The following is a 21,717-nucleotide window of genomic DNA, read 5'->3' as shown; positions in this document are numbered from 1 at the left end:
GCGGGGAACCGCGCGGCCAGCCACGACGATCTCGCAGGCGACCGATGGCACCACCCCTACGGCGCGGCTTCGGCGGCACTGAAGGAAGCGGCGTCCCACACCCCGCCCAGCGCCGGCGCCAGCCAACCCCCCGCCCCCGCCCGGAAATCGCGGGGCGCCGACGCGCCCGCCCCCGCCGGTACCGCCCCCAGCAACGGCGCCCCCGCCACCACCGGCAGGTCCGCCAGGTTGCACCGCGACGCCAGGTCCGGGGCCTCGGGCCAGCTGCCGATCACCACACCCGCCAGCTCCACCTCCCGGGCGGCCAGTTCCCGCGCGGTCAGCTCGGTCGTGTTGAGTGTGCCGAGGCCCGCCGAGGCGACCAGCAGCACCGGCGCGCCGAGCAGCCGGGCCGCGTCCGCCAGGGTGCCGCCCGCCTCGTCGAAGCGGACGAGAAGGCCGCCCGCGCCCTCCACCAGCACCAGGTCGTGGTCGACCGCCAGCTTCGCCGCGGCCTCGGCGACGTCCTCGGGGCGCACCGGAGGAAGCCCGGCGCGCCGGGCGGCGGTCGCCGGGGCCAACGGCTCGGGATAGCGGGCGAGTTCGCGGACCGTCACGGCGCCCGCGAGCCGGGCCACCTCGTCGGCGTCACCGCGCTCGTCCGGACGTACGCCGGTCTGCGCGGGCTTGAGGACGGCCACGGACCGGCCGGACGCCAGGGCCACCGCCGCGACGGCCGCCGTGGTGACCGTCTTGCCGACCTCCGTACCCGTCCCCGTGATCACCAGGACCGTCATGTCATCCCTTTCCGTCATCCCGCCGTCGCCGCCGCGCACACCGCGCGCGCGATCCGCGCCACGTCCTCGTCGCCCGTGACGTAGGGAGGCATCGTGTAGACGAGGTCGCGGAACGGCCGCAGCCACACGCCCTCGCCCACCGCCGCCTTCGTGGCGGCCGCCATGTCCACCGGGTGGTCGAGCTGGACGACCCCGATCGCGCCGAGGACACGGACGTCCTTGACCCCCGGCACCTCGCGCACCGGGGCCAGCCCGTCCAGCAGCCCCGTCTCGATGCGCTTGACCTCCGTGAGCCAGTCCTGGCCGAGCAGCAGCTCGATCGAGGCACAGGCGACGGCCGCCGCCAGCGGATTGCCCATGAAGGTGGGGCCGTGGGCCAGCACCGGCACCTCGCCCCGCGAGATCCCGTCGGCCACCCCGGCGGTGCACAGGGCCGCCGCCAGGGTCAGATAACCGCCGGTCAACGCCTTGCCGACGCACATCACATCCGGCGTCACCGCAGCGTGGTCGGCCGCGAACAGAGCGCCCGTACGGCCGAACCCGGTCGCGATCTCGTCGAAGACCAGCAGCACGTCGTGCGCGTCGCACGCCTCGCGCAGCACCCGCAGATACGCGGGGGAGTGGAAGCGCATCCCGCCCGCCCCCTGCACCACGGGCTCCACGATCACGGCGGCCAGTTCGCCGGCGTGCCGCTCGACCGCCGCGCGCAGCGACTGCGCGTACGCCTCCTCGTACTCGGCCGGCGGCGGCTCCACGAACACCTGGTGGGGCAGGACGCCCTGCCACAGCTCGTGCATCCCGCCCTCGGGATCGCACACGGACATCGGCTGCCAGGTGTCCCCGTGGTAGCCACCGCGCCAGGTCAGCAGGCGCCGCTTGCCGGGGCGGCCGAGCGAACGCCAGTACTGCAGGCACATCTTGACCGCGACCTCGACGGAGACCGACCCCGAGTCGGCCAGGAACACATGCTCCAGCCCGTCGGGCGACAGGTCGACGAGGTGCTTCGCCAGCCGTACGGCGGGCTCATGGGTGAGCCCGCCGAACATGACGTGACTCATCCGGCCGAGCTGCTCGCGCGCCGCCTCGTTGAGCACCGGGTGGTTGTAGCCGTGGATGGCCGACCACCAGGACGACATGCCGTCCACCAGCTCGCCCGAGCCGTCCGCGAGCTTCAGCCGGACCCCGCTCGCCGACTCCACGACGAGCGGTTCCTGCCGGCCCGGCATGGGCCCGTACGGGTGCCACACGTGCCGCCGGTCGAGGTCCAGCAGCTCCGGCACGCTCAGGTCGGACGGCTCAGGCATTGGGCGCGAGGTCGGTTCCGGCGCCCCGACGGCGCACCGCGACCAGGTCCGTACGCGCCTCGCCGGCCGGGGCGTCGGCGGCGACGGACCCGCAGGGACCGCCCTCCGCGTGCGATCCGCAGCCCGCGCCGGCGCTCTCGTGCGATCCGCAGCCGCCCCCCTCGTGCGACCCGCACCCGGCGCTCTCCCCGGACCCGCACGCCCCGCCCGCGGTGACCGCCGCCCGGTGCTCCGGCAGGGTGACCTGGTCGGTGCCCTCCACCTCGAAGCCGGCGTCCGCGATCATCTCCAGGTCGGCCTTGCCCGCCTGGCCCTCGCTGGTGAGGTAGTCGCCCAGGAAGATCGAGTTGGCCAGGTGCAGCGCGAGCGGCTGCATCGTGCGCAGGTGGACCTCGCGCCCGCCCGCGATCCGCACCTCGCTGTCCGGGCAGACGAACCGCACCATCGCCAGGATCCGCAGACAGCGCTGCGGGGTGAGGTTCCACTCCTTGGCGAGCGGGGTGCCCTCGAACGGGATCAGGAAGTTGACCGGCACCGAGTCCGGGTCCAGCTCACGGAGGGAGAAGACGACGTCGACCAGGTCCTCGTCGCTCTCGCCCATGCCCGCGATCAGACCCGAGCAGGCCGACAGACCCGCCGCGTGCGCCTTCCGGACCGTGTCCACCCGGTCGGCGTACGTGTGTGTCGTCGTGATCTCGCCGTACGTCGCCTCGGACGTGTTCAGGTTGTGGTTGTAGGCGTCCGCGCCCGCCTCGCGCAGGCGTTCGGCCTGCCCGTCGGAGAGCAGACCGAGACAGGCGCACACCTCGACGCCCTCGTTCTGGTCCTTGATCGCCTTGATGGTGTCGGAGACCCGGTCCACGTCCCGGTCGGTCGGGCCGCGCCCGGACGCCACCAGACAGACCCGCTTCGCACCACCGGCGAGCCCGGCCGCCGCGGCCTCGGACGCCTCGTCGGGCTTGAGCCAGCTGTACTTGAGGATGCCGGCGGTCGAGCCGAGCCGCTGCGAGCAGTAGGAGCAGTCCTCGGGGCAGAGACCGGACTTGAGGTTGACCAGATAGTTCAGTTTCACCCGGCGTCCGAACCAGTGCCGGCGCACCTTCCCGGCCGCGGCCACCACGTCCAGCAGTTCGTCGTCGGAGGTGCCGAGGACGGCGAGCGCCTCGGCACGGCTCAGCGGCTCGCGCCGGAGCCCCTTGTCCACCAGCGTGTTCAGCAGGTCCATGAGAGCCGATCCTGTCCTACGGGACCGCTCCCGGCCAAGGACGGTTCGGACAACAGAGTGGGATCGACGTGTGGGTATCGCCACATCGTGGGCGGCCGGTCGGCCCGTTAGTGTCTGTGCACTGCCTACAAAAGCTCCCGCCGTGCTGTCCACCGCAGCCCCGGCGCCGAGGGCTGCCCACACCACCCCGGAGGACCCATGGCGTTCGGCTGGATCGACGAGCAGGCGTCGGCACGCCGCCGGGCCGGGCTCGTACGTACCCTGCGCGCCCGTCCGGCCGACTCCCCGCTCCTCGACCTCGCGAGCAACGACTACCTCGGTCTGGCCCGGCACCCCGAGATCACCGAGGGCGCCGCCGAGGCCGCGCGCCGCTGGGGCGGCGGGGCCACCGGCTCCCGGCTGGTCACCGGCACCACCGAACTCCACGGCGAACTGGAACGGGAACTGGCCGACTTCTGCGGCTTCGAGGCCGCGCTCGTCTTCTCCTCCGGCTACGCCGCCAACCTCGCCGCCGTCACCGCGCTCGCCCCCCACGGCTCCCTGATCGTCTCGGACGCGGGCAACCACGCCTCCCTCATCGACGGCTGCCGGCTGGCCCGCGGCACCACCCAGGTCGTCGCCCACGCCGACCCCGACGCCGTCCGCAAGGCCCTCGGCACGGCCGCCCAGGGGACCGCCGTCGCCGTGTCCGACACGGTCTTCTCCGTGGACGGCGACGCCGCCCCGCTGGCCGGACTCGCCGCGGCCTGCCGGGAGTACGGCGCCGGGCTCGTCGTGGACGACGCGCACGGCCTCGGTGTCCTGGGCGACGGGGGCCGGGGCGCGCCGCACGCGGCGGGTCTCGCGGGCGCCCCCGACGTCGTCGTGACCCTCACGCTCTCCAAGTCGCTCGGCAGCCAGGGCGGAGCCGTCCTCGGCCCGGCAGCCGTCATCGACCATCTGGTCAACGCGGCCCGTACCTTCATCTTCGACACGGGTCTCGCCCCGGCCGCGACGGGCGCGGCGCTCGCCGCGCTCCGGCTGCTGCGCCGCGAGCCCGAGCGGGCCGCGCGCGCCCGTGAGGTGGCCAGGGAGCTGCACACACGGCTGACGGCGTCGGGCCATGAAGCGGTGCGGCCCGACGCCGCCGTGGTGTCCGTACGCGCGCCGTCGCCGGATCAGGCGCTGCGGTGGGCGGCGGACTGCCGGGCTGCGGGTCTCGCCGTCGGCTGTTTCCGCCCGCCGTCGGTGCCCGACGGCGTCTCGCGGCTGCGGCTGACCGCCCGTGCGGATCTCACGCAGGAGCAGATCGACCGGGCCGTGGGGATCATCGGCGATACGCGACCGTGAGTCGGCGTCCCGGCCGAGCGTCGCCGTGAGCGGAACCACGAACGCTGTCGGTGGCGGTCACCGCAGCGTGGTGACGAATCCCTCCCAGGTGTCGGGGTCGAACAGCAGGGCAGGCCCCGCCGTGTTCTTCGAGTCGCGTACGGCCACCAGCCCGGCCCAGCGGCCGGATTCCGGACGGGCCGTCTCCACACAGTTGTTCATCCCGGTGCTGCGGCTGCTGCGCCGCCATCGCACATCGGGGAGTTCGGTACTGGTGGATACGTTCCGAGGCAGTGCGGACATGGTGCCTCCTTACGCGCCGGCGGCTAGCCCGGCGATGTAATCCAACGAGTCCTCGGGCGAAAGGGCGTGGATCTGAAGGGCGTTGAAGGCCTCGACATACGCCTTGAGGTCTTCTTTCCGTTCGAGGTAGAGGCTACTCGTCAAGTGGTCGAGAACAACCACATCCAGATCAGATGTGCTCCGAAATGAGAAAATTACGAAAGGGCCCGTGACGCCGATATGCGCCCCGGCAGTGAACGGGAGCACCTGCAGTCTCACTTGGGGAAGCCGCGCCGCCTCGACCAGACGCACCAGCTGCCGGGCCATGACCTCGCGTCCGCCCACCTCGCGCCGGAGAACGCCCTCGTCGAGCACGGCACTCAGCTTCATCGGCGGATTCCCGCGCAGCACCTCCTGCCGCGCGAGCCGCACTTCCACGAGCGCGTCGAGTTTGTCGTCTTCCAGCCCCTCCACCGCCGCCCGCGTCACCGCCCGCGCGTACTCGGGGATCTGCAGCAGGCCGGGCACCACCGAGGTCTCCAGCGTGCGCATGCCCCCGGCCTGCGACTCCAGGCTGATGAAGTCGCGGTACGCCGGCGGCAGTACGCCCCGGTACGCGTGCCACCAGTTGTGCCGCCCGCCGCCGTCCTCGGAGCCGGCGAGGGCCAGCAGCAGGTCCCGTAACTCGGTGTCGTCGATCCCGTACGCGTCCAGGAGCTTGCGGACGTCCGCGGGCTTCACCCCGCTGGCGCCCGTCTCGATCCGGCTCACCTTGGACTGGTGCCAGCCCACCCGACGGGCCGCCTCGATGCTCGTGAGCGCTGAACGGGTGCGCAGGACACGCAACTCGGCACCGAGCTTGCGGCGGCGCACCGCCGGACCGTACTGCATGGGATTCTCCTTCCGCCCGGCGCGCGGCGTCGGGGTGACGACAGAGGATGGACCAGGACCCCACCCAAATACGTTCGGCCGTCGGATAGTTCACCGCTTCGAGCGACAGATATATGCACATCTTGGTGGATCGCCACACGTGACAGCCCAGGTAGTGGCAGTCTGGCGCGAAGCACCAGTCCGGGACCGCAGTCGAACCATCCGCTCCCTGTCGGACACCGGTCCCGTGGGAAAGGGACGCCTCGCCATGGCAGATCACCTGGAAGCATCCGTCACTCTGCCGAGCGATCCCGCCTCGGTGTCCGCAGCCCGGAACTACGTCGCCAGTGTGCTCGCCGAATGGGGCCTGCCGGGCGACACGGGCACCGCGGACACCGTGCGCCTGATCGTGTCCGAACTCGCCACCAACGCCGTCCAGCACACGTCGGGCCTGTCTCCCACCTTCACCGTGGACATCGCGCTCGACCGGGACGAACATCTGCGCATCGGCGTCACCGACAGCCATCCGCGCTTTCCCAAACGCCTGCCGGCCGCCGTCCAGCAGGACAACGGCCGGGGCATGGTCATCATCCGGTGGCTGACCGCCGAATGCGGCGGCAGGCTGAGCGTCAGACCCACACGGGAGGGCGGCAAGACGGTGGCGATCGAGCTTCCGTGGACGGTCCCCGTCCAGCCGGTCACCGCGAGTGGTTCGCCGGAGACCTGACGGGACGGCTCTCCCGTCCGGCGGGTGGCGACGGCGGTGCGGTGCCCCGGCCGGAGGCGCGTCCCACCAGCTTCGGGAGCAGGCCCCACAGCAGGAGGCACGCCAGGAGGGTGCCCGATCCGGCGACGATCCCGGCCGTCCGGCCGAGCGTCACGTCCACGACGAGCAGGACGGAGCCGGTGAAGGCCGGCATCAGCACGATCATCCCGGCGGTGGCCAGCCGGGACGAGACCCGGACGATGGCGGGCTTGGCGTTCTGCTGGAAGAGCGAACGGTGCAGGGCGGCCGGCGCGGTGAAGAGGGTCGCCGCGAGGACGGCCAGCAACAGGGTGGTGACGTAGGTGACACGCTGGAACGTGTCCAGATCCGGAAAGCGCGGGGTGAAGGCCAGCGTCAGCAGGAACGCGAAGAGGATCTGCACTCCGGTCTGGGTGACCCGCAGCTCCTGGAGCAACTCGGAGAAATTACGGTCGGCGCGTTCGAGGGGCGTCTCGTTACGCGCGGTGTTGGTGGGTACGTCGGCCATGACCGTGCGGGTAACCACATGAGTACGGCATACGCCGGCGGGGGGGGCGGCGGACAGCTCCACCGCCCCCGGGCGGTGGGTCAGCGGACCCGGCCGTACCAGACGCTCTTCGTCCAGATCTTCTGCAGCCGGACGACGTCACCCGTCTTCGGCGAGTGCCAGATCTTTCCCTTCCCCGCGTAGATACCGACGTGATAGACGTTCGAGCCCGAGTGGAAGAAGACGAGATCTCCGAGCTTGCGGCTGCTCACGGAGATGTGCTTCGTCTTGTTGTACTGCTGCTGGGCAGTACGGGGCAGCTTCTTGCCCGCCTTCTTGAACGAGTAGAGCGTCAGCCCCGAGCAGTCGAACCTGCCCGGACCCACGGCGCCGTACTTGTAGGGGGAGCCCTTCTTGGAAGCCGCGACCTTGAGTGCCTTCGACGCCACCGTGGCGGCCTCGGCGCCGGATGCGGCGCCCGGGACCACGATGCTGCCGCCGACGGCGGCGATGGTCAGAGCCGAGGCCGTACCGGCCCGGGTCAGCAGCGACGGGACACGATTCAGCGCAGACATGCGCAACCCTTCGTCAGCCGCCTGTGAAGGATGACCTGTCGGATTCGGGCTGGCGAAGTTGCCCGGCCGCTGACGCGGCTTCACCCCAAGGGCTGCTCGGCGCGGTCATGGCGTGACCGTTCCGGCGACCCGTCGTGCTTGGGTCCTCCACTCCTGCCGATGCAATCCTGTCGACCGGTCATCCGGGCGGCGGCAGGACTCGGCGTCCACCCGGATCGCCCCGCCGCTGCGGCGGGGGCTTGTCGTCAGGAAGGGATCTTGGCGTACTCAAGTGCGAAAATCCCAACGGAAGCGGGGATTTGTGGTCTTACTCACCACTCGGCCGTTCGGGTGGACAGGGCGTTTTCCATCGTTGTGTCCCAGTGGTCGAGGAGGTCCGCACCAGCGCCGGAATGCTGTACTCCGCCCATGTACCAGGCATCTTGCGCAACTTCACAGGTCCTCACGACGTATGGGCCGATGGGTCGATCGCGGTAGGCCGACCGGAGGGCGCCGAGCCGGGACCGGACGCCCCGTCAGTAGTACGGAACGCGATGCGCGATCGGTTCAGGCCGGCGAGTCCTCCGCCTCCGGCGGCAGTGCCACCCGGCCGGCGCGGCGCTCCCCGTCCAGGACGCGCAGTGCCCGCGCGAGTGTCGGCGCATGCACCTCGTTCTCCCCGCGCTTGTGCATCAGTTCGAGCGCGTCGCGCAGAGCGGTCGCCTTCGAGACGAGCGCCTGCGCCGCACGCAACCCGCGGTAGGTGTCGCCCGGACGAGCCGGATTGATCCGGCCGATCAGGTCCACCACGTCCAGGTAACGGTCGATCAGCTCCGCCTCGGCGCGGGTGAGCGCGGGCAGCGGTGGCAGTTCCGGGGGCAGCATCCGCGCCTCACCTCGCGCCGGGGAACGGGGGCGAGGGGGGCGCGACAGTGGTCTTGCGGCTCCGGACCACCCGGTCGGCCAGGCCGTACGCCACCGCCGCCTCGGCGTCGAGGAACTTGTCCCGCTCGATGTCGGCACTGACGCGCTCCGGGCTCTGCCCCGTGTGCCGGACGAGCATCTCCTCCATCTTCCGGCGGTTGCGCGTCAACTCCTCGGCCTGGATCGCCAGATCGCCGGCCTGCCCCTCGATCGGGTCGGCCAGGGCCGGCTGGTGGATCAGTACGCGTGCCCCCGGCAGCATCGACCGCTTGCCTGGCGTGCCCGCCGCCAGCAGTACCGCGGCGGCCGACCCCGCCTGCCCCAGGCAGACCGTCTCCACGTCGCAGGTGACGAACCGGATCGTGTCGTAGAGCGCCGTCATCGCACTGAAGGAGCCCCCGGGCGAGTTGATGTACAGCGCGATGTCCCGGTCCGGCGCCTGGTACTCCAGGTGCATGAACTGCACCATCACGTCGTTCGCCGACGTGTCGTCGATCCGCGTCCCGAGGAACACGATCCGTTCCTCCAGGAGCTTCGAGTACGGATCCATCGTCCGGTACCCCGCACTGGTGCGCTCGGTGAACTCGGGCAGCACATGACGGGCCGACGCTCGGCGCTCGGGCATGGGGTGTGCCTCCTCTGATCGACTTCCGTAAAAAATGTACAGGACGTACGTAGTTCGGAGGAGGGGATGAGGATCGGCTGAGAGCGAAAAGATCCTGGCGACGGCGAACGGTCCAGTCGGCGGCGAACGGTCCTGTCGGCGGTGAGCAGTCCCGTCGGCGGTGAACGGTCCCGCCGACGGGGGAGGGTCCCGCCGACGGTCAAGGGCCCGCCGACGGCGAAAGATCTCGCCGACAGCGAAAGATCCCCGCGGAGCGAGGGCTCCGCGGGGATCTCGGGTGGGGCCGGATCCGGCCGGTCAGTTGAGCGGTGCGGGGGCCGGGGTCCCGTAGAAGGTGACAGGCGGCCAGCCGCGGGCGGCGGCGAGCGCGTTCAGGGCTTCCGCGACTTCGAGCGCGGTGATGCGCTGGGCGGCCGGAGCCTCCGTCGTGCCGACACTGAAGCTGACCGTCAGTTCCGTCATCTCGGTACCGGGCATACGGACCGTGCCGCTGAACCTGGTGCCCTCCGGGAAGTCGGCCGCCGCCGTGCTGCCGGTGCGGGTGTCGGCGGCGGTCTCCGCGCTCACCGCCGCCGCGTCCTGGGCGGTGCCGTTCGTCGTGAGGACCGCCCCTGCCGCCGCCGATCCCGAGTACCCGAGCAGCGACCGCCTGGAAAAACCGGACATCGTTCCCCCTGTGTCTGGTTGTCATGGACGCCTCCCGCTGGAGGCCGAGCCCGATCGTACGAACGAGGCGATCGCCCTGGGCCAGAATCGGATCTTCCGCTCCGGGCGGTGGGGGAGCCCCGGTCTAAGCTGGACTCCATGGCCTACGAGATTCCGGTGACGCAAGCCAGGGCTGAGCTCGCCGAACTGATCAACCGCGTGGTCTACGGCGGCGAGCGCGTAGTCGTGACGCGCCACGGCAAGCCCCTCGTCGCCCTGGTCTCCGCCGCCGACCTGGAGCAGCTCGAAGCCCTTCAGGAACCCACGGAGGAGCCGGTGATCAGCTCCGTCTCCCGAGTCCGCGAGGTCTCGCCGACGGCCAGGGAACAGCAGCGCTTCGGCATCGCGGCGGAGCATCGGGGGACGGGGGCTTCCTGACGGGGGTGTGGGGCGGACCCGGCCGGCCCCGCGCCGGCGGCCGACCGGTGAGCAGCCGGCTGGTGATCCTCACGGGGGGGGGCAGGGGCAGGGGCAGGGGCAGGGGCGGAACGCCGGGCCCCTTCGGGATTCGCCCTCGCTCGCGGGTGCGGTGCGGTGCGGTGCGGTTCGCGGCTTCGGCTGTGCCGGGGCCTCGATCGGTTCCGGTGGCGCGTGTGCCGTGACGTGAGTTTCGCGGCGGGTTGTGCCCGAGCTCCACGAAGGCCGTGCGCCCCCGTCCGCTACAGCGGGGGCGCACGGCCGGTTCCGGTGGTGGCCGCGGTCGGCCTCGGGCGGGTCAGCCGGCCGGGACCGGGGCGGGGCCCGGCTCGGTGGTGGTCCGCTCGGCGGGCTTCGGGTGACGCTTGAGCAGGTGGCCCAGCAGGACCGCCGCCAGGCCGAAGGCCGCCCAGGCGGTCAGGACGAGGGTCGGGGCGAGGGCGGCCGCGCCGTCGAAGAAGGACACCGAGCGCAGCAGTGACGCACCCGCACCCGGCGGGAGGAGCCGGCCGAGGTCGCCCGCCGGTTCGGGCAGCAGCTGGGGGGCGGTGGCGGCGCCCGCGAAGGGGTTGCCGACGAAGACGATCAGCAGGGCGCCCAGAGCCATGCCCGGCTTGCCGAGCAGGGAGGCGAATCCGGCCACGGTGCCGCCGACGGCCAGGGTGGTCAGGCTCAGCACGCCGGCCTCGGCCCACCAGTGCCCGCCGAGTACGCCCAGCCAGCTGTCCGTGATCGCGGTGGCGGCGAGCCCGACCAGCACGGCGGCTCCGACCAGCGCACCGGCCGCACGCCCCCGGCGCAGTCCGAGCAGGGTGACCATCGCGCCGGAGGCGGTACCTGCCAGAGCCAGCGGCAGCACGCTCGCACCGAAGGCCGAGCCCCGCGGGTCGTTCGGCGAGGTGGCCACCACATCGGTGGTCGCGACCCGGACCCCCTCCTCGGCGGCCTGCTGGGTCACGGCCTGCTGCAGCAACTGGGCCACCATCGGGCTCGCGGCCGAGGCGGTGAGCAGCTTGGGCCCGGCCTGGGTGACGACCACCGCGCCGTATACGGTCCGGTCCTCGATCGCCTCCCGCGCGGCCGCCTCGTCGGCGTAGCGGTGGATCTCGAAGGCACCCTCCCGGTGCGCCAGTTGCTTCTCGACCTGGGCGACCGCGGTGGCCGGACCGGCCACACCGAGCGGCAGGTCGCGAGGTGCGGTCCGGGCGTTGGGCCACGCGAAGGCCCAGAGCGCGAGGGCCGCGATGATCGGGATCAGGACGATGACGGCGACCGCGCGGCGGTTCGGGGGTACCGAGAGGGCCGGGGCCGATGTGCCGACGGCGGTGGCGGGGGTGGTGCCTGCGCCTGTGTCGGTGGCCTTGGCCGCGGTGGGTGCTGCGGACGGGGCGGACATGGTTCTCCTCGGTGACGAATTGAGGGGTGGGCAGGGAGTCGCCGCGGCGGGTGCTCGACGACAGGGCGGCGGTGCGGCGCTAAAAAGAAGGAGCGTTCGTTTTTCTTGGCTTCACCATCCTCTCGGCGTCACTTCTTGTCAAGAAGGAACGTTCGTTTTACGTTTGGCGTCATGCCCCGCGTATCCCAGGAGCGTCTCGACGCCCGCCGCCGCCAGATCCTCGACGCCGCCGCCCGCAGCTTCGCTCGCAACGGCTTCCACGCCACGTCGATGCAGGACGTGCTGAAGGAGGCCGACCTCTCCGCCGGGGCCGTCTACCGGTACTTCAGCAGCAAGGAAGAACTGATCGCGGCGATCGTCGGCGAGGTCCTCGACGACGTCCGCAGCGCGTTCGAGGACGCGGCGCTGCAGGGCCCGCCCCCGCCGCCGGACATCCTGATCGGCACCGTGCTGCGCCGCATCCTGCACCGGCAGCCGTCGCTGGGGGAGGAGGGGGAGTCCCTGTATCCGAAGCTGATGGTGCAGGTGTGGGCCGAGACGCTGCGCAACCCCGAACTGCACATGATCCTCGCCGAAGGGTTCGCCCAGGTCCGCAGCCCATGGATCAAGATCGTCGAGGCGTACCAGGACGCCGGGATGATGCGGGCCGACATCCCCGCCCTCAGCGTGGCGCGCACGATGGTCGCGCTCGCCCAGGGTTTCGCGGCCCAGAACGCGCTGTTCGGTGACGTACCGGTCCAGGTGGTGGAGCTGGGTGTGAAGGCCCTGATGAGCATGGAGGACCGGGACGGTCGCAGCTGGGCGGGACCGGGGCGGGACCCGAGCGGAGCCTGAGCGGATGGGAGCCGGAACGTGTGCGGGGGCGACGGGACGGCCCGGCGTACGGCGGGGGCGGCGCGCACGGTGATCACGGTCCGGTTAACGTCGCCGAAACGCCGTCCGATTAGCCTGCGGCCACGCCACCAGCGAATTTGCCCGGTGGCGAGGCAACCGGACCCCGCACGGTCCGGAGCGAGGATGTGAGGTGGACGCCGTGCAACTGACCCCGCACGAGCAGGAGAGGCTGCTGATCCACGTGGCGGCCGACGTGGCGGAGAAGCGCCGGGCCCGCGGGCTGAAGCTGAACCACCCCGAGGCGGTGGCACTCATCACCGCTCACCTCCTCGAAGGCGCGCGGGACGGCCGCACCGTGGCCGAACTCATGGCGTCCGGGCGGAAGCTGCTCACCCGGGACGATGTCATGGAGGGCATCCCGGAGATGATTCACGACGTCCAGGTCGAGGCCACCTTCCCGGACGGCACCAAGCTCGTCACCGTCCACGACCCGATCGTCTGAGGGGCCCCGATGATTCCCGGCGAGATCCTCTTCGCTTCCGGCCCGATCGTCTACAACGAGGGCCGTGATGTCACCCGGCTCACCGTCCTCAACGCCGCCGACCGGCCCGTGCAGGTCGGCTCCCACTACCACTTCGCCGAGGCCAACCCGGGCCTGGAGTTCGACCGCGCGGCCGCGCGCGGGAAGCGGCTGAACGTCGCCGCCGGCACCGCCGTGCGCTTCGAGCCCGGGATCCCCGCCGAGGTGGAACTCGTACCCCTCGCCGGCGCCCGTGTCGTGCCCGGACTGCGCGGGGAGACCGGAGGTGCCCTCGATGCCTGAGATCTCGCGTGCCGCATACGCCGACCTGTTCGGCCCCACCACCGGTGACCGCATCCGGCTCGCCGACACCGATCTGCTCGTCGAGATCGAGGAGGACCGTTCCGGCGGTCCCGGACTCGCCGGTGACGAGGCGGTGTTCGGCGGTGGCAAGGTCATCCGCGAGTCCATGGGCCAGGCGCGTGCCACGCGCGCGGAAGGCACCCCGGACACGGTCGTCACGGGCGCGGTGATCATCGACCACTGGGGCGTCGTGAAGGCCGACATCGGCATCCGCGACGGCCGGATCACCGGCATCGGCAAGGCCGGCAATCCCGACACGATGGACGGCGTCCACCCCGACCTGGTCATCGGCCCCGAGACGGAGATCATCGCGGGCAACGGGCGGATCGTCACGGCCGGCGCCATCGACGCCCACGTCCACTTCATCTGTCCGCAGATCGCCGACGAGGCGCTGTCGTCCGGCGTCACCACACTGGTCGGCGGCGGCACGGGACCGGCGGAGGGCTCGAAGGCCACGACCGTCACCCCCGGCCCCTGGCACCTGGCCCGGATGATGGAGGCGATGGAGGCGTACCCGCTCAACATCGGCTTCCTCGGCAAGGGCAACACGGTCTCCCACGAGGCGATGCTGTCGCAGATCCGCGGCGGCGCCCTCGGCCTCAAGCTGCACGAGGACTGGGGCTCGACCCCGGCCGTCATCGACGCCTCGCTGACCGTCGCCGAACGGACGGGCATCCAGGTCGCCATCCACACGGACACGCTGAACGAGGCCGGGTTCGTCGGTGACACGCTCGCCGCGATCGCCGGACGCGGTATCCACGCGTACCACACCGAGGGTGCCGGCGGCGGGCACGCGCCCGACATCATGACCGTGGTGTCCGAGCCGCACGTCCTGCCCAGCTCCACCAACCCGACCCGGCCCTACACCGTCAACACCGCCGAGGAACACCTCGACATGCTGATGGTCTGCCACCACCTGAACGCGGCCGTGCCGGAGGACCTGGCGTTCGCCGAGTCCCGCATCCGGCCGTCCACCATCGGCGCCGAGGACATCCTGCACGACCTGGGCGCCATCTCGATCATCTCCTCGGACGCGCAGGCCATGGGACGGGTGGGCGAGGTCATCCTGCGCACCTGGCAGACCGCGCACGTGATGAAGCGGCGGCGGGGCGCGCTGCCCGGTGACGACCGCGCGGACAACCACCGCGTACGTCGCTATGTCGCCAAGTACACGATCAACCCCGCCCTCGCGCAGGGACTGGCCCGTGAGATCGGCTCCGTCGAGACGGGCAAGCTCGCCGACCTGGTCGTGTGGGAGCCCGCGTTCTTCGGCGTCAAGCCCCAGCTCGTGATCAAGGGCGGACAGATCGCCTACGCGCAGATGGGCGACGCGAACGCCTCCATCCCGACGCCGCAGCCCATCCTTCCGCGCCCGATGTTCGGGGCCATCGGGCGGGCGCCCGCCGCGAACTCGTTCAACTTCGTGGCACCGCTCGCCGTCGAGGACGGCCTGCCGGAGCGGCTGTCGCTGGGCAAGCGGTTCGTCGCCATCGAGTCGACCCGCGGGGTCACCAAGGCCGACATGCGCGAGAACGACGCGCGACCGGAGGTGCGTGTCGACCCGGACAGCTTCGCCGTGCACATCGACGGGGAGCTGGTGGAGGCGACACCGGCCGCCGAACTGCCCATGGCACAGCGGTACTTCCTCTTCTGATGGCGGGGGTGGTGCACGGGATGCACGGCGTTCGACGCCAGAGGTTCGGGGTGCGACGTCCGAGGAGCGGCGGCCGCGATGTCTAGGGCCGCGCTTCTCGTCCTGGCCGACGGCCGGTTCCCCGCCGGAGGGCACGCGCACTCCGGCGGGGCCGAGGCGGCCGTCAAGGCCGGGCTGATCACCGGGGCGGAGGGGCTGGAGTCCTTCTGCCGAGGGCGGTTGCACACGGCCGGGCTGGTGGCGGCGGGACTGGCCGCCGCCGCCGCGCTCGGGGTGGATCCGACGGCCCTGGACGCCGCCGCCGACGCCCGGACGCCGTCCGTCGCCCTGCGGGGTGCTTCACGCAAGCTGGGGCGGCAGTTGATGCGGGCCGCGCGGGCGACCTGGCCGTCGGCGGAACTGGACGCGCTGGCACGGGAGTTCCCCAAGGGGGCGCATCAGCCGGTGGTGCTGGGCGTGGTGGCCCGGGCGGCCGGGCTGGGGGCGGACGACGCGGCGTACTGCTCGGCGTACGAGAGCGTGAGCGGGGCGGCGAGTGCGGTGGTGCGGTTGCTGAGTCTCGACCCGTTCGATGCGACCGGGGTGTTGGCGCGGTTGGCTCCCGAGCTGGATGTGGTGGTGGGGGAGGCGGTCGACGCGGCTCGGGGGGTGGGGCGTGCGGGGGTGGAGTGTCTGCCTGCGGCGTCCGCGCCGCTGTTGGAGATCGGTGCGGAGGTTCATGCGGGGTGGTCCGTGCGGCTGTTCGCGTCCTGAGTCTCCTCGCCCCCGCCGCCCCTACCCGTCCGTCTCAAGGGGCTGCGCCCCTTCGACCCCCGGCCGCGGGTCCGGTGGGGCTTCTCGCGCAGTTCCCCGCGCCCCTGAAAGGCAGGGGCCGCGCCCCGTGCTTTTCCGGCCCGCTGCCGACGCTTTCAGGTCCGTCGCCGATCAGGTTTCAGGCCACGCAGGGCTTGGGCTTTCACGGGCGCGGGGAACTGCGCGACAAGCCCCCCACCGGCACCCGCCCTACGACCGTCCCACCCGCACCAGCCCTACGACCGTCCCGCCCGCACCCGCTCTACGACCGTCCCGCCCGCACCCGCCCTACGACCGTCCCGCCCTCCCCCTCCCGCGACCACCGCCACCATCCGCGGTACACCCAAGGAGTCCACGTATGCATCTCGACCACTCCCACTCCCACGACGGCCCCGCCGCGGTCGGCGCGGACGCGCGGCGGCCCGACGGGACCCGACGGGCCCTGCGGATCGGGCTCGGCGGGCCCGTCGGGTCCGGGAAGACCGCAACGGTCGCCGCGCTCTGCCGGGCGCTGCGGGACGAGCTGTCGCTCGCGGTCGTGACCAACGACATCTACACGCGCGAGGACGCCGAGTTCCTGCTGCGCGAGGCCGTGCTGCCGCCCGAGCGGATCACCGCCGTGGAGACGGGGGCGTGCCCGCACACGGCGATCAGGGACGACATCTCCGCGAACCTGGAGGCGGTGGAGGACCTGGAGGACGAGATCGGGCCGCTCGACCTCATCCTCGTCGAGTCCGGCGGAGACAACCTCACCGCCACCTTCTCCAGGGGCCTCGTCGACGCGCAGGTCTTCGTCATCGACGTGGCCGGCGGGGACGACATCCCGCGCAAGGGCGGCCCCGGTGTCACCACCGCCGACCTGCTCGTCGTCAACAAGACGGACCTCGCGCCGTACGTCGGTTCCGACCTCGCCCGGATGGCCGCGGACGCGAAGGCGCAGCGGGCCGAACTGCCGGTGGTGTTCCAGTCGCTGCGCACGGAGGCGGGCGTCACGGACGTCGCCGTCTGGGTCCGCGAGAAGCTCGCGGCGTGGACGGCATGACGGCGGCCCCGGACGCTGCCGTGGAGAGGGCCCGCGGGACGACCGGTGTCAGGGCCACCGCCCGGCTCGCGGCCCGAGCCGACGGGCGGGGCGGCACGGCCCTGCCCGTGCTGGAGAGCGACGGGCCCCTGGCCCTGCGCCGTACGCGGGGGAGCGGCGACGAGGCCCGGGTCATGCTCGTCGGAGCCATGAGCGGGCCGCTCGGCGGGGACCGGTTCGCCGTCGAGGCGGAGGTCGGCGCCGGGGCCCGGCTGCGCGTCGGGTCGGCCGCCGCGACGATCGCACTGCCCGGCCAGGCCAAGGGCGAGGCCCATTACGGCGTACGGATCGAGGTCGCCGCCGGAGGTGAACTGCGCTGGCTGCCCGAGCAGTTGATCTCGGCGAAGGGCAGCGATCTGTACGTGTCGACGCGGGTGGAACTCGCCGTGGGCGCGCGGCTGGTGTTCCGGGAGGAGCAGGTGCTCGGCCGATCCGGGGAGGAGTCCGGGCGGCTCACCAGCCGGCTCGGCGTATGGTCGGGCGGACGGCCGCTGCTCGACCAGCTGGTGTGCTGCGGGCCGGGGGCTCCCGGGGGCTGGGACGGGCCCGCCGTGCTGGGCGGGTACCGGGCGTTGGGGCAACTCCTGGTCGTACGGCCGGAGTTCGCCGAACGGCCGCCCGGGCCGAAGGTGTTGGGACAAACCGCCGCGCTCACCCCGCTCGCCGGGCCGGCCGTGCTCGTCACTGCCCTCGCGCCCGACGCGCTGAGGCTGCGGCGTGTGCTCGACGACGCCCTCGCCGAGCTGGACGGCTGAGGGGCGGCGGACCGGATCTCCGCGCATCCGCTGAACGGGACTTTCCGCACCGGTTATCGGATTAGTAAAGAACTGTTCGTGCCCCTGTTCTCAGGTACCTGACAGGTACGAGGATCCCCGTGACCATGTCGCATCTTCGCAACGATGTACGGGGAGTTTCCTCTTGAGAGGTATGAGGCCGACCAGAAGGGCGGCAGCGTTCGGCTCCGCCGGACTGCTCGTCACGGCGACGCTGATAGCGGGCGCCGTCGCCGCCCCCGTGGCAAGCGCCGCGGACAGCGCGCGAGCGCAGAACCGCGAGGCCAAGGGCGTCGCCCTCGCCGCCGAGAAGGCGGCGAAGAAGGGCATCGACTGGCAGGACTGCCCCGAGAGCTGGGGCCTGGAGAAGCCGATCAAGTGCGGCTGGGTCTCCGTGCCGCTGGACTACGCCAAGCCGAACGGCAAGCAGATCGAGCTGGCCGTGGACCGTATCGGGAGCACCGGTACGAAGGAGGAGCGCCAGGGCGCGCTCGTCTACAACCCGGGCGGCCCCGGCGGCTCGGGCCTGCGCTTCCCGCGCAGGGTCACCACCAAGGCCCCGCTGTGGGCCAAGACGTCCAAGGCGTACGACTTCGTGGGCTTCGACCCGCGCGGAGTCGGCAAGTCGGCGCCCATCTCCTGCGTCGACCCGCAGGAGTTCGTGAAGGCGCCCAAGATGGACCCGGTCCCGGACTCCGAGGCCGACAAGCTCAAGCAGCGCAAGCTCGCGGCCGACTACGCGGCGGGCTGCCAGAAGCGCAGCGGCGAGATGCTGCCGCACATGACGACGCCGAACACGGCGCGCGACCTGGACGTCATCCGGGCCGCCCTGGGGGAGAAGAAGCTCAACTTCCTCGGTGTCTCGTACGGCACCTACATCGGCGCCGTCTACGGCACCCTGTTCCCGGACCACGTGCGCCGCATGATCGTCGACAGCGTGGTGAACCCCTCCCGCGAGAAGATCTGGTACCAGGCCAACCTGGACCAGGACGTCGCCTTCGAGGGCCGCTGGCAGGACTGGACGAAGTGGGTCGCGCAGAACGACGCGACGTACCACCTCGGCAACACCCAGGCCAAGGTGCAGGCCAAGTGGCTGGAGCTGCGGGCCGCTGCGAAGAAGAAGCCGCTCGGCGGGCTCGTCGGCCCGGCCGAGCTGATCTCCTTCTTCCAGAGCGCCCCGTACTACGACTCCTCGTGGGCGCCCACCGCCCGGGTCTGGAGCAAGTACGCCGCCGGTGACACCCAGGCGCTGGTCGACGCGGCCGCCCCGGACCTCTCCGACACCGCGGGCAACGCGGCCTCGGAGAACGGCAACGCCGTGTACACGGCGGTCGAGTGCACCGACGCCAAGTGGCCCACCAGCTGGCGGAAGTGGGACCGCGACAACACCAGGCTGCACAAGGACCACCCGTTCATGACCTGGGCCAACGCCTGGATGAACCTGCCGTGTGCCACCTGGGGCTCCAAGCAGTACACCCCGCTGAACGTGAAGACCAAGGCGGGCCTGCCGCCCGTCCTGATCGTCCAGTCCGAGCGGGACGCGGCCACGCCGTACGAGGGTGCCGTCGAGCTGCACAAGCGGTTCAAGGGCTCCCGTCTGATCACGGAGCAGAACGCGGGCTCCCACGGCGTCACCGGCCTGGTGAACCCGTGTGTCAACGAGCGTGTGGACACCTACCTGCTCACCGGTGAGGTGGGCGGGGCCGACGTGAAGTGCGCGCCGCACGCCACACCGGCTCCGTAGGCGGGCGCAGTTCCGTGACGTGACGCAAAGAGGGACGGAAGGGGGGGGCGGCCGGGACACCCGGTCGCCCCCCTTCCGCATGTACTCACACCGCCGTCACGCCGGGCGCCCCGCCAGCCACGCGTCCTCCGCCGCGTAGTCGAAGAGGTCCCCGTACACCTCGGCCATCCTCGGGTACGCCGCCCGCCAGTCCCGTCCGCCCGCCAGCCGGCTCTCGATCCACGCGACCGTCTCCGGCAGCGACTCCGCGTACCGGACCACCGGGCGGTAGCCCAGCTCCCGCTCCGCCGCCGACATGTCGCACACCACGGGCACCGGCACGGACCAGGGCGTGTCACCCACATCGGGAGCCGGGGCGGGGCCGTCCACCAGGACGTTCTCCGCGTCGACGCCCATCACCGCGTCGATCGCGGCGGCGATCTCCACGACGGTCGGCGCCTCGGGGTCGACGGCGTTCAGCACCCGGGTGCCGGGCCGGGCGGCGGCCAGCCGGATCAGCTCGGCGATGTTGTGGACGCTCGCCGGGTGGAAACGGCTCTCGCCGCCGTACGCGAGGACCCGGCGGGGCCGGCCGTCCAGGTTGCGCTTCACGAAGTACAGCTCGCGCGGTGTGCGGCAGTGCGGCCCGTGGACGGCGCCCGCACGCAGCAGGGTCGTGGGCAACCGGTCGCCCCCGGCGAGGAGTTCACGCTCCAGGCCCGCCTTGCGGGTGCTGTACGAGGTGTCGTCCGGCGGGATCGTGCGCTGACTCTCGGGGAGGGGCACGGGGTACTCGGGGAAGCCGTCCGGCTCTGCCTGGGTGTCGAAGTTGCGGCCCTTGTCGTCCTCGTACACCGACACACTGGAGACGACGACCGCCGACCCGACCCGGTCGGCCCGCGCGAGCAACTGCCGGGCGTGTGCGGGGCCGTAGGCGACCACGTCGACCAGGACGTCACAGTCGTCGCCGATCGCGGTCGTCAGCGCCGCCTCGTCCTCGCGGTCGGCCGGTACCGCCCGCACCTCCTCGGGCCAGCCCTCGTCCCGGCCGCCGCCCCGCGAGAGGGCCGTCACCGTCCAGCCGTCCCGCGCCAGCGCGCCCACGGCCACGCGCCCGATCTGTCCCGTCGCCCCGATCACCACAGCACGTCGTGTCATGCCCCGACCGTACGGCGCCGGCCCGCGGTCCGCCGGGGTGCTCTGCTATCGGCAGAACACCTCGGCCACCGTCCGGGAGCCGGTCAACTCAGCGGCATGCGCGGGAACCTGCGCTCCTTGGCCGCCGCGGCCTCCTCCGCCTTCACCACGGCCGCGTACTGGTCGACGTACTCCTGGTCGGAGAGCGACAGGATCGCGTACATGATCTCGTCGGTGATCGCGCGCAGAACGGCCTTCTCGCTCTCCATGCCCTCGTAGCGCGAGAAGTCGAGCGGCTTGCCGAAGCGGATGACGACGGGGTGGATGTTGGGGATGACCTTGCCCGGGGGCTGCGCCTCGAATGTGCCGATCATGGCGCAGGGGATGACGGGCACCTTGGCCCGGAGCGCCATGACCGCGACGCCGACCTTGCCCTTGTAGAGACGGCCGTCGTGGGAGCGGGTGCCCTCCGGGTAGATGCCGAGGAGTTCGTCCTTGCTCAGCACACCGAGCCCCTCGCGGATGGCGGCCTGACCGGCCTCCTTGCCGGAGCGGTCGACCGGGATCTGCCCGGCGCTGCGGAAGAAGAACGCCGTCAGCCGGCCCTTGAGACCCGGACCGGTGAAGTATTCGGCCTTCGCCAGGAACGTGATCCTCCGCTTGAGGATCGCGGGCATCAGGAAGTGGTCCGAGAAGGACAGGTGGTTGCCCGCGACGATGGCCGCGCCCGACGACGGGACGTGTTCGAGGCCCTCGATGCGAGGCCGGAAGACCAGTCGCAGCAGCGGACCCAGAAGCACGTATTTGAGCAGGTAATAGAACACGGCGTCTCCCTCGCGCTACCCGATCGACTCTGTGGACGTGTTCCGCCAGGTCACGGAAGACATGCGCGCTCGCGACCCCTCTGTGGGCAGGGCCCGTCCGCGGCCGGGCCCGATCGCGCTCACGCTGACTCCTCGCTGACGTCGCTGACGTTGCGTCAGGCGCATGAGCGCTGGTGGGCCTCGTCCTGCGTGTCGACAGTTGATCGTAGCCCGCCGCGCCATGTCACCGGGAGCACCCGGAGGCGCCTACGTGGTCTCGTGCGGACTTCTGGCCGAACCACGCGGGCGGCGGACGCGGGGTGTGCGGTCCGCCGAACGGTGTCGAACCACGGAGCGGGCGGCAGCAGAGCCGTGCGCCGCACCCCGGTCGTCCGACGGCGGGGGAGTGCCGGCCGGGC

Annotated in this window: 24 protein-coding genes and 1 riboswitch; of the genes, 11 read left to right on the top strand and 13 right to left on the bottom strand. The window is 71.9% G+C overall.

Annotated elements, in window-relative coordinates; genetic code table 11:
- Positions 1 to 56 precede the first annotated feature (56 nt).
- The 3 genes from bioD to bioB are packed head-to-tail and all read right to left on the bottom strand — an operon-like array spanning position 57 to position 3,305.
- Positions 57 to 776, bottom strand: a complete 720-nt coding sequence (gene bioD / locus ACZ6BB_RS31025) for a dethiobiotin synthase (protein WP_471618417.1) — start codon at positions 774 to 776, stop codon at positions 57 to 59.
- 14 nt (positions 777 to 790) lie between these two features.
- Positions 791 to 2,080, bottom strand: a complete 1,290-nt coding sequence (locus ACZ6BB_RS31020; protein ID WP_471618416.1) for an adenosylmethionine--8-amino-7-oxononanoate transaminase — start codon at positions 2,078 to 2,080, stop codon at positions 791 to 793.
- The gene (gene bioB, locus ACZ6BB_RS31015; protein WP_471618415.1) at positions 2,073 to 3,305 is read right to left on the bottom strand and encodes a biotin synthase BioB; all 1,233 of its coding nucleotides are present in this window, start codon (positions 3,303 to 3,305) and stop codon (positions 2,073 to 2,075) included. The genes ACZ6BB_RS31020 and bioB overlap by 8 nt, the downstream gene beginning before the upstream one ends.
- Positions 3,306 to 3,503: 198 nt before the next feature.
- On the opposite strand from bioB, the gene ACZ6BB_RS31010 reads away from it, so the two are divergent.
- The gene (locus tag ACZ6BB_RS31010; protein ID WP_471618414.1) at positions 3,504 to 4,634 is read left to right on the top strand and encodes an 8-amino-7-oxononanoate synthase; all 1,131 of its coding nucleotides are present in this window, start codon (positions 3,504 to 3,506) and stop codon (positions 4,632 to 4,634) included.
- Positions 4,635 to 4,691: 57 nt separating this feature from the next.
- On the opposite strand, the gene ACZ6BB_RS31005 is transcribed toward ACZ6BB_RS31010, so the two are convergent.
- A complete protein-coding gene (locus ACZ6BB_RS31005; protein WP_471618413.1) occupies positions 4,692 to 4,916 on the bottom strand; it encodes a DUF397 domain-containing protein in 225 nt (74 codons plus the stop codon).
- Positions 4,917 to 4,925: 9 nt separating this feature from the next.
- Positions 4,926 to 5,786: a helix-turn-helix domain-containing protein gene (locus tag ACZ6BB_RS31000; RefSeq protein WP_471618412.1), complete on the bottom strand. Its 861-nt coding sequence runs from the start codon at positions 5,784 to 5,786 to the stop codon at positions 4,926 to 4,928.
- A 247-nt stretch (positions 5,787 to 6,033) separates the two neighbouring features.
- On the opposite strand from ACZ6BB_RS31000, the gene ACZ6BB_RS30995 reads away from it, so the two are divergent.
- Positions 6,034 to 6,492, top strand: coding sequence for an ATP-binding protein (locus ACZ6BB_RS30995; protein ID WP_471618411.1), 459 nt, complete (start codon positions 6,034 to 6,036; stop codon positions 6,490 to 6,492).
- On the opposite strand, the gene ACZ6BB_RS30990 is transcribed toward ACZ6BB_RS30995, so the two are convergent.
- The 5 genes from ACZ6BB_RS30990 to ACZ6BB_RS30970 all read right to left on the bottom strand — a co-directional run bounded on the left by ACZ6BB_RS30990 (position 6,464) and on the right by ACZ6BB_RS30970 (position 9,766).
- Positions 6,464 to 7,018 carry a DUF6328 family protein gene (locus ACZ6BB_RS30990; protein WP_471618410.1) on the bottom strand — a complete coding sequence of 185 codons (555 nt, stop codon included), beginning with the start codon at positions 7,016 to 7,018 and terminating at the stop codon, positions 6,464 to 6,466. The two genes, ACZ6BB_RS30995 and ACZ6BB_RS30990, sit on opposite strands and share 29 nt — an antisense overlap.
- 80 nt (positions 7,019 to 7,098) lie before the next feature.
- A complete protein-coding gene (locus ACZ6BB_RS30985) occupies positions 7,099 to 7,572 on the bottom strand; it encodes a C40 family peptidase (protein ID WP_471618409.1) in 474 nt (157 codons plus the stop codon).
- Positions 7,573 to 7,575: 3 nt separating this feature from the next.
- Positions 7,576 to 7,746: riboswitch (cyclic di-AMP (ydaO/yuaA leader) on the bottom strand.
- 372 nt (positions 7,747 to 8,118) lie between these two features.
- Positions 8,119 to 8,436 (bottom strand): hypothetical protein, encoded by a 318-nt coding sequence (locus tag ACZ6BB_RS30980; protein ID WP_319364901.1) that lies wholly within the window; start codon positions 8,434 to 8,436, stop codon positions 8,119 to 8,121.
- A 7-nt stretch (positions 8,437 to 8,443) separates the two neighbouring features.
- Positions 8,444 to 9,100, bottom strand: coding sequence for an ATP-dependent Clp protease proteolytic subunit (locus ACZ6BB_RS30975; RefSeq protein WP_471618408.1), 657 nt, complete (start codon positions 9,098 to 9,100; stop codon positions 8,444 to 8,446).
- A 297-nt stretch (positions 9,101 to 9,397) separates the two neighbouring features.
- Positions 9,398 to 9,766, bottom strand: a complete 369-nt coding sequence (locus tag ACZ6BB_RS30970; RefSeq protein ID WP_471618407.1) for a hypothetical protein — start codon at positions 9,764 to 9,766, stop codon at positions 9,398 to 9,400.
- A 138-nt stretch (positions 9,767 to 9,904) separates the two neighbouring features.
- Here ACZ6BB_RS30970 and ACZ6BB_RS30965 point away from each other — a divergent pair, with 138 nt between their 5' ends.
- Positions 9,905 to 10,183, top strand: a complete 279-nt coding sequence (locus ACZ6BB_RS30965) for a type II toxin-antitoxin system Phd/YefM family antitoxin (RefSeq protein ID WP_471618406.1) — start codon at positions 9,905 to 9,907, stop codon at positions 10,181 to 10,183.
- Between the two features lie 337 nt (positions 10,184 to 10,520).
- On the opposite strand, the gene ACZ6BB_RS30960 is transcribed toward ACZ6BB_RS30965, so the two are convergent.
- Entirely contained in the window at positions 10,521 to 11,618 is a 1,098-nt protein-coding gene (locus tag ACZ6BB_RS30960) for an ABC transporter permease (protein WP_471618405.1), read from the bottom strand.
- A 171-nt stretch (positions 11,619 to 11,789) separates the two neighbouring features.
- Here ACZ6BB_RS30960 and ACZ6BB_RS30955 point away from each other — a divergent pair, with 171 nt between their 5' ends.
- The 8 genes from ACZ6BB_RS30955 (at position 11,790) to ACZ6BB_RS30920 (ending at position 19,379) form a co-directional block, all read left to right on the top strand.
- Positions 11,790 to 12,452, top strand: a complete 663-nt coding sequence (locus ACZ6BB_RS30955) for a TetR/AcrR family transcriptional regulator (protein ID WP_471618404.1) — start codon at positions 11,790 to 11,792, stop codon at positions 12,450 to 12,452.
- A 199-nt stretch (positions 12,453 to 12,651) separates the two neighbouring features.
- The gene (locus tag ACZ6BB_RS30950; RefSeq protein WP_037727756.1) at positions 12,652 to 12,954 is read left to right on the top strand and encodes an urease subunit gamma; all 303 of its coding nucleotides are present in this window, start codon (positions 12,652 to 12,654) and stop codon (positions 12,952 to 12,954) included.
- A 9-nt stretch (positions 12,955 to 12,963) separates the two neighbouring features.
- On the top strand, positions 12,964 to 13,275 hold the full coding sequence (locus tag ACZ6BB_RS30945) for an urease subunit beta (RefSeq protein ID WP_471618403.1): 312 nt from the start codon (positions 12,964 to 12,966) through the stop codon (positions 13,273 to 13,275).
- A complete protein-coding gene (locus ACZ6BB_RS30940; RefSeq protein ID WP_471618402.1) occupies positions 13,268 to 14,989 on the top strand; it encodes an urease subunit alpha in 1,722 nt (573 codons plus the stop codon). Before ACZ6BB_RS30945 ends, ACZ6BB_RS30940 begins: the two co-directional genes overlap by 8 nt.
- Before the next feature lie 78 nt (positions 14,990 to 15,067).
- Complete coding sequence (locus tag ACZ6BB_RS30935) at positions 15,068 to 15,742, top strand: urease accessory protein UreF (RefSeq protein WP_471618401.1); 675 nt, start codon at positions 15,068 to 15,070, stop codon at positions 15,740 to 15,742.
- 397 nt (positions 15,743 to 16,139) lie between these two features.
- Complete coding sequence (gene ureG / locus ACZ6BB_RS30930; RefSeq protein WP_471618400.1) at positions 16,140 to 16,823, top strand: urease accessory protein UreG; 684 nt, start codon at positions 16,140 to 16,142, stop codon at positions 16,821 to 16,823.
- The gene (locus ACZ6BB_RS30925; RefSeq protein WP_471618539.1) at positions 16,820 to 17,617 is read left to right on the top strand and encodes an urease accessory protein UreD; all 798 of its coding nucleotides are present in this window, start codon (positions 16,820 to 16,822) and stop codon (positions 17,615 to 17,617) included. The genes ureG and ACZ6BB_RS30925 overlap by 4 nt, the downstream gene beginning before the upstream one ends.
- A gap of 172 nt (positions 17,618 to 17,789) precedes the next feature.
- The gene (locus ACZ6BB_RS30920; protein WP_471618399.1) at positions 17,790 to 19,379 is read left to right on the top strand and encodes an alpha/beta hydrolase; all 1,590 of its coding nucleotides are present in this window, start codon (positions 17,790 to 17,792) and stop codon (positions 19,377 to 19,379) included.
- A gap of 96 nt (positions 19,380 to 19,475) precedes the next feature.
- On the opposite strand, the gene ACZ6BB_RS30915 is transcribed toward ACZ6BB_RS30920, so the two are convergent.
- Both ACZ6BB_RS30915 and ACZ6BB_RS30910 read right to left on the bottom strand, forming a co-directional pair.
- The gene (locus tag ACZ6BB_RS30915; protein ID WP_471618538.1) at positions 19,476 to 20,501 is read right to left on the bottom strand and encodes an NAD-dependent epimerase/dehydratase family protein; all 1,026 of its coding nucleotides are present in this window, start codon (positions 20,499 to 20,501) and stop codon (positions 19,476 to 19,478) included.
- Positions 20,502 to 20,599: 98 nt separating this feature from the next.
- The gene (locus ACZ6BB_RS30910; protein WP_471618398.1) at positions 20,600 to 21,319 is read right to left on the bottom strand and encodes a lysophospholipid acyltransferase family protein; all 720 of its coding nucleotides are present in this window, start codon (positions 21,317 to 21,319) and stop codon (positions 20,600 to 20,602) included.
- Positions 21,320 to 21,717 lie beyond the last annotated feature (398 nt).

This window comes from Streptomyces sp. NPDC041108, from assembly GCF_055592645.1.
Note: the sequence above shows the minus strand (reverse complement) of the source record. Positions and strands in the feature narration are given on the sequence as shown.